5 protein-coding genes and 1 pseudogene are annotated in these 5242 nt (G+C 58.4%); 3 read left to right on the forward strand and 3 right to left on the reverse strand.

Features of this window, described 5'->3' with window-relative positions:
- The first annotated feature begins 283 nt into the window (after positions 1–283).
- A complete protein-coding gene (locus AC25M7_RS25290; RefSeq protein WP_236181025.1) occupies positions 284–1033 on the forward strand; it encodes a class I SAM-dependent methyltransferase in 750 nt (249 codons plus the stop codon).
- Positions 1034–1082: 49 nt separating this feature from the next.
- Here AC25M7_RS25290 and AC25M7_RS25295 read toward each other — a convergent pair.
- Positions 1083–1663: pseudogene (locus tag AC25M7_RS25295) on the reverse strand (NADPH-dependent FMN reductase).
- The gene (locus tag AC25M7_RS25300; protein WP_486971621.1) at positions 1660–2511 is read right to left on the reverse strand and encodes a sterol desaturase family protein; all 852 of its coding nucleotides are present in this window, start codon (positions 2509–2511) and stop codon (positions 1660–1662) included. The pseudogene AC25M7_RS25295 and the gene AC25M7_RS25300 overlap by 4 nt, the downstream one beginning before the upstream one ends.
- A gap of 68 nt (positions 2512–2579) precedes the next feature.
- On the opposite strand from AC25M7_RS25300, the gene AC25M7_RS25305 reads away from it, so the two are divergent.
- A complete protein-coding gene (locus tag AC25M7_RS25305; protein WP_486971622.1) occupies positions 2580–3539 on the forward strand; it encodes an AraC family transcriptional regulator ligand-binding domain-containing protein in 960 nt (319 codons plus the stop codon).
- A gap of 258 nt (positions 3540–3797) precedes the next feature.
- On the opposite strand, the gene AC25M7_RS25310 is transcribed toward AC25M7_RS25305, so the two are convergent.
- Positions 3798–4301, reverse strand: coding sequence for a hypothetical protein (locus AC25M7_RS25310; RefSeq protein ID WP_486971623.1), 504 nt, complete (start codon positions 4299–4301; stop codon positions 3798–3800).
- A 329-nt stretch (positions 4302–4630) separates the two neighbouring features.
- On the opposite strand from AC25M7_RS25310, the gene AC25M7_RS25315 reads away from it, so the two are divergent.
- Complete coding sequence (locus AC25M7_RS25315) at positions 4631–4864, forward strand: helix-turn-helix transcriptional regulator (protein ID WP_486971624.1); 234 nt, start codon at positions 4631–4633, stop codon at positions 4862–4864.
- Positions 4865–5242 lie beyond the last annotated feature (378 nt).

The following is a 5242-nucleotide window of genomic DNA, read 5'->3' on the forward strand; positions in this document are numbered from 1 at the left end:
GTGGGGCTTCCCCATGTGAGAGTAGGTCATCGTCAAGATTCATTTCGCAAAACCCCTATCTGCGCGAGCAGGTAGGGGTTTTGTCTTTTCCGCGTTCCAACATCAACGCCATACCGGCGCCCCTGTGGGAGCGGCCTTGCGTCGCGAAAGGGCTGCGCAGCAGCCCCGACAGTCCTGAGACATACTCAAGACCCTGGGGCCGCTGCGCGCCCCTTTCGCGACACAAGGCCGCTCCTACACGACTTATACTGGCCTGACCACAAGCATTAACCTGGACCATCGAATGAAACCCTTTGACGACCTGGTAGCCGAAGCCAACGCAGCGGATGTGACTGGCTGGGGCTTCGACTGGCTGGCAGGACGCGCCTCTGAGCAGCGTCCGCCTTGGGGCTATGCCCAGCTCCTTGCACAGCGTCTGGGTAGGGTCTGCACGGCGCTGGATCTCGACACTGGCGGCGGTGAGGTACTGGATGAGACGCCGCGCTTCCCGCCTCTCATGTGTGCGACCGAAGCCTGGCCACCCAACGCCCGCAAGGCACACGAGCGCCTGGGGCCGCGCGGCGTTGAAGTCGTGCAGGTGGCCCCCGGAACCACGCTCCCATTTGCCGACGCCTCGTTCGAGCTAGTCACCTCACGCCACCCTGTGCAACCGGACTGGTCCGAGATCCATCGCGTCCTCCGACCAGGCGGGCATTACTTCGCCCAGCACGTAGGCCCAGCCTCAGCTTTCGAGCTGATCGAGCATTTCCTGGGGCCACTGCCCCAGGAACGAAAAATGCGCGATCCGCAGGACGAAGTGGCAGCAGCACAGGCAGCCGGGCTGACGGTGACCGACCTGCGCACAGCCCGCTGCCGCATGCTGTTCCATGATGTAGGCGCAGTCGTATGGATCCTTCGCAAATGTGTATGGTGGGTGCCGGACTTCTCTGTACACAAGTACCGCGCTGAGCTGCTTGCCTTGGATAGCCAGATGCGCCAGGGCGAGCCTTTTGTCGCGCACTCGACCCGTCATCTCATTGAGGCGAGGCGTTAAGCGGGCGCACGCCAAGGCAGCCGCTATCGATCAATAGCGGCATCAACCCTCACATCCCGTTGGCGAATTCCGGATCCTCCATTTCGACCCGCGCATTCATCCCCCTGAGCGCCCTGGCATATTCGCCCAGCACCTGAAGCGCCCAGTCGGCCCGGCGACGAATGCGCAGGTCTTGCGTGCTTGCGCTTTGCGGGCCATTCATCACGTCATCCACCTGGCGCACAATCAACTGCTCGGGCAGATAGCAGATGCGGCAGTTCTTGTAGCTGGATGCACGCAGTTCAGACAGCGGGTAGAGGACACCCCGACCAGCAGCGCCGGCTTGTGCCCCAACTCGCGGTAGCCGGCGTAGACGAACAGGTTCTTCAACGCCGGGCAGGCCATGCCGTGCCATTCCGGGGTCAGCACCACCAGGGCATCGGCTTCACGCAGCAGGGCTGCATACTCCGCCCACAGCCCATGTTCATCCTTGGCTGGCCACAACGGCAGCGGCGCAAGCCCTAGATCGATCACCCTCGGCCGCTCGCTGAGTTGCAATGCCTGTAGGCGTTGGGCGAGAAAGGCGCCCACCTTCGCCGACTGGCTATCCGCCTGGCTGGATCCGGCCACGAGTACGATATTCAGGCTCATTTGGCCAGCTCCTGGTCCGATTCCGTCGGCAGGCTGGTCGATTTGCCACGCATCAGCAGCCAGAACAGCTCCTCCTGCCAGCTGACCGGGTGCATGCCTTCGATACCGTAATGCTGCGGGCGGCGGCGGGTGATCTTTGCCGTGCCAAACAGCACGTCCCAGAAGAACAGCAGGTTGCCGAAGTTGCCCTTGTAATGCGTCACCCCGTCATCGGCGCTCAGGCCGTGATGCGCCGAGTGGGTCGCGGGGGTGGAAATGGTCCGTTCCAGCAGCCACATCACCGGCCGCAGTGCGCGTATGCGGTAAAGCTTGTCATCCCAGGGCACGCTGCTGTGGGCGCCGAAGATGACCAGCATCTTGACGATCAGGTAGCCGAAGTACACAGGCGCCAACCCCAGGTAGATCAGGGCCCCGCTGAACCACAGGCCGGGCATCAGCAGGTAATAGAAGCTGTTGTTGCGATAGACGATGCGGATGCTCATGTAGGGCGCTGAATGGTGTGCGCGGTGCAGCGAGTAGAGCCGGGGCACCTTGTGGCTGAGGCGATGCCACCAGTACTGGGTCATGTCGTCCAGCACCAGGAACAGGACAAGCCCAAGCACCCAGTGCAGGCCGGCGAGACTGCCCTTCAGTTGCGGCGCGAAGTGTGCCAGCAGGCTGTTGCTGAGGAACGTGACCAACGGCAGGGTGACCATCATCAGCAGGGCGCTGCCGACGATCTCGATGATCGCGTCCCGACGTTTGCCGCGGGGCTGAAGGAAGCAGGCGCAGGTGATTTCGAGGAGGATGAAGCCGATCAGGACGGCGAGAATAATTGGTATCGGGCTGTTTGTTATTGTTGTGCTCATGGCATTCTCCGGTGGGTGCCGATCAAGGCGGTGCGCACCCATAAGAATTCACGAAGCCGTCAGACGATATGCGCGAAACGGACAGAATCACGCGAGAAGCGGCCAACCCATCGCCCGAGCGATTCCACCGCGGCCCGCTCGGGCGGGTGCTGGAGCGCTACCTTCAGACGCATTCGCTGAAGGCGCGCAGCAACTACAGCATGCTTGCGCTGGAGCAGCTTTGGGCCAGGGCGGCCAACCATGATCCGGCAATCGGCTTGCACCTGTTCTCGCACTTCAGTCGCCAGGACTGGCATGTGCTGGCCCAGGGCTGCCTGTTTAGCGCCACGCTGGCTGAGGCCATCCGCTTCTGGGCGCGCTATGCACGACTGGCATCGGACATGGATTCCCTGGCGCTGATCGAGGAGGGTGATTGCCTTGGGGTGGAATTGCGAATCGATGCTCCAGCCAGCCTGGTGCGCTATATGGTCGAGCACTACAGCGTGATGTCCCTCAGCGTGATGGGCGTGGGGATAGGTGCGGTGGTCGTGCCGCAGCGGGCGTGCTTCGCTCACCGTCGGCCGGCGTACTACCCGGAGTACCGAGAGTGGTTTGGTGAAGATATCCAGTTCGACTGCGGGTACAACCGCTTGTACTTCAATCGAGTCCAGCTGGAGATGCCATTGCTGACCCAGCATGCCGGGATGATGGAGGTGGTGAGCCAGGAGCTGGAGCGCCGGTTGGCGCAGCAGTCCCAGCTTAGTGGCTGGTCGGCCCGGGTAGCCCAGGGTATTCGCCAGGGCCTCATCACGGGCCAATCACTTACCCTGGAGGCGCAGGCACAGGACCTTCACCAGAGTGCACGTACCTTGCGTCGGCGGCTAGAGGATGAGGGGACCAGTTTTCGTGTGCTGCTCGATCGGGTCCGTGCGGAGCTTGAGCAGTACCTGGAGATGCAGGGGGATAGCCGAACGCAGATTGCTGCGCAGCTTGGATACAGTGACTTGGCGGCTTATGTCCATGCGCGCAAGCGCTGGCGATCGCTGTAGGAACTGGCCATTGAGGCGCCGAATTGCAGGTACAAAAAGCGCCCATTGGGCGTCTTCTTTTTAGGATTTGGTGGGCCGGGGTAATCTGAAATGATTTTCTATAGTTATGAAAAATAAGAAAAAATTCCGGTTCAATAAATCTATGGAATACCATTTGGAATACCAATAGCTGGATTTGAACCCAGGATTTAATGCAATCGCTTCTCAGCAACCTTCACGGCTTCTAGGCTCTGGTGCCTGTTCGCTGAGGTACGCCACTTAGCGAGCTTTGCTGCTTTGAGGGGTATCGAAGATCTTGCGAAAGTTTTTGGAAACTTGTTCTACGATTTGGCTTGTAGTGAGGTTGGTCACATCCCTGGTCAGCTCGCCTGTCTTTAAGCGCCGGTTGCCCTCGCGTCTGATCAGTTTTTCGACAGTTTGGCTGATGCTGATGCCATTTAGCTCGGCGAGCTGGTCCAGCATCTCTTTAGCCTCAATGCTCAACACTAGAGTGCAGGGTTTCTTGCTGTCTTGGCGGTCTCTGTAAGCCTTCTGCCTCCAGGCATCTTTCATTTTCCTTATCAGAAGCTCGTTTTTCGCTGAGCGTCTCAGGGTATAGCCCCAGTCGAGCAGGTTCTTGAAGTCCGACTGATATTTTCTCTGTATGACCTCTCCCTTCCTTTGCAGGTGTGCAATGGCCCACTTGTGCTGAACGGGGTTATCGACATCCAGCCATTCCCTGATCGCATGACTGGGGTTTATCGGGATCGTATCGTCTATCATTATCATTAAGATTCATTTCGTTGCGTCACCAAGTCACGTTAGCATAGCTGAAACTATGTGACGTGATGAGTCATGTCACAATATCGTTACGTCATCATGATGCTGTCATCTACCTACTGAAGGTGCCCTGTAAATAAGGTCTAGCGCGGCTATAAGCTTATAAAATCAGGAGTAAAACTTTCCTGAATTTTCATTCTGCGCGGGGCTTCTGACATATTTGATCGTGTACAGAATTGGATTTTTTGAGGCTTTACTAAGCTGGAAATGATCGCTGGGGAGTATTTTTTAACAACACCTGCAGATCCTCTGAGCCACAGAGGAGCCTGCTCATGAGAATCATCCGTCTGAAAGAAGTCATCGACTCGACCGGCCTGGCCCGATCGACCATCTACAAATACATCAAGGAAGGCACCTTCCCGAAGCCGGTATCCCTGGGTGACCGCCGCGTCGGTTGGGTCGATAGCGAGGTGCATGACTGGATCCTGACAAGGATCGAGGAGCGTGACCTGGCGGAGGAGGGGGTTGTGGTTCGCTCCACCAGCCATCTGAGTATGGCCAACTAAAACTACCACCTGCGCCATGACCGGCTAAGACTGGTCATGGCGTTTATGCCGGGTGGCTTCTTTATGCTGCTCGGCACTCGCCAGGAAGCCGGATCGATGTTGCTCCCCATCGATCCGGCAGACTCTGGCTAGGCATCGGTCCACCATGGGCTTTCTATCTGGTTTTTTTCCGGAATACGGTTTCAGCAAAAAATGTCGCTGTGGCTTGGTAAGGGGGGGGATTTTCCCAAGCCAGTCGGAGCGGTCGGTTGCGGTGTGGGTAGTATGCTTTTACTAGCTATGGAAGTGTCAGATTTTTTGTGTGCGGGCCGGTAACGGCCTGCCGTCAGGCAGGCCCTGACTTTCACCAGGTCGGCCTGATGAACCGATCTCCGTACA

The organism is Pseudomonas sp. P106(2024), assembly GCF_057480815.1.

Coding starts and splice junctions, on each gene's coding strand:
- AC25M7_RS25300 (WP_486971621.1), bottom strand. CDS start 2,511: ATGAGCACAACAATAACAAACAGCCCGATACCAATTATTCTCGCCGTC.
- AC25M7_RS25305 (WP_486971622.1), top strand. CDS start 2,580: ATGCGCGAAACGGACAGAATCACGCGAGAAGCGGCCAACCCATCGCCC.
- AC25M7_RS25290 (WP_236181025.1), top strand. CDS start 284: ATGAAACCCTTTGACGACCTGGTAGCCGAAGCCAACGCAGCGGATGTG.
- AC25M7_RS25310 (WP_486971623.1), bottom strand. CDS start 4,301: ATGATAGACGATACGATCCCGATAAACCCCAGTCATGCGATCAGGGAA.
- AC25M7_RS25315 (WP_486971624.1), top strand. CDS start 4,631: ATGAGAATCATCCGTCTGAAAGAAGTCATCGACTCGACCGGCCTGGCC.